Below are 984 nucleotides of genomic sequence, written 5' to 3' on the forward strand. Positions count from 1 at the left end.
TAACCCCACTCTCAACTTGAAATAAGCAATTCAAACTGAAGAGGTGGGTTACCAAGTTGTTTATTAAGTACAAAGCACAGATTATGTGACAGAATTTTACGAATCAATCGATGCGACAAATGCCATAAGTCCTTTGCTCGTACCCTTTGTATATTAAACCGTTCTGATAACTGACTGATCACGGTTTCAACGATACGGCGGGCTTTCATTAACCGTCGTACCACAGGTTTGGATCGGTCCTCTTTCATATTGCGTCTGAGCGGTGTTTGTAGATCTATCCCTTGAGCGTCATAGTATTGAGCCAGTTTAGGGCTGATATACCCTTTATCAGCGCCAAGTAGTCCGTGAATATGACTCGTAATATCTGGGGCAACTTCTCTTTCATCAACATTAGCAGGCGCTATAGTAAAGCCCTTAATCATACCCGATAAGGTAACCAGCAAGTGACCCTCAAAGCCATAGTATTTTTCTTGTTTAGCCGCGCAGTAACTAAAAGCAGCTAGGTCTTGATAGTTCTTATGCCGGTAAGCTCGTCCATAATGACAGACGGGTATGGGAAAACCATCAATCAGATGAATATTATCATAACCTTCGACTTCACTGACTTTATCCTGTATTCGTTGTTTCACTTGCCATAGGTTGCTGCAGTGCTTGGCAAAGTTAGGGTACGAGCCTATGGCTGGAAACCAAGCTTGCCAATGCTGGGTAAAGTATTGCCAAATTTGTTTATCTTGATCCATGTTTAAAAACTCACCTACTAGCTCCATGCAAATAATTTCAGGGTCAGTGAGTTTAGGGGCGTAACCTGCACCTCGCAATGGTTCGGTGACAACTATTTTGTAATATTGCTCTACCATTAAATAGATATTGATGATAAATTCTTCTATGGGCATCTCATGACTCCATTGTGTTCTTGGTCGAAAACAATAGATTAGTGAGATGCTCTTCTTTTTTCAATCTCTTTCGAAGTTGAGAGTGGGGTAT

The 984-nt window shown here is 41.3% G+C and carries 1 protein-coding gene; it reads right to left on the reverse strand.

The annotated features are described in order from the left end of the window. Positions 1–11 precede the first annotated feature (11 nt). The gene (locus ACT3TU_RS14215) at positions 12–893 is read right to left on the reverse strand and encodes an IS982 family transposase (protein WP_192529877.1); all 882 of its coding nucleotides are present in this window, start codon (positions 891–893) and stop codon (positions 12–14) included. Positions 894–984 lie beyond the last annotated feature (91 nt).

Source organism: Psychrobacter sp. AOP3-A1-26 (assembly GCF_052378235.1).
In the GTDB taxonomy this organism is placed as follows: Bacteria; Pseudomonadota; Gammaproteobacteria; order Pseudomonadales; family Moraxellaceae; genus Psychrobacter.

Coding starts and splice junctions, on each gene's coding strand:
- ACT3TU_RS14215 (WP_192529877.1), bottom strand. CDS start 893: ATGCCCATAGAAGAATTTATCATCAATATCTATTTAATGGTAGAGCAA.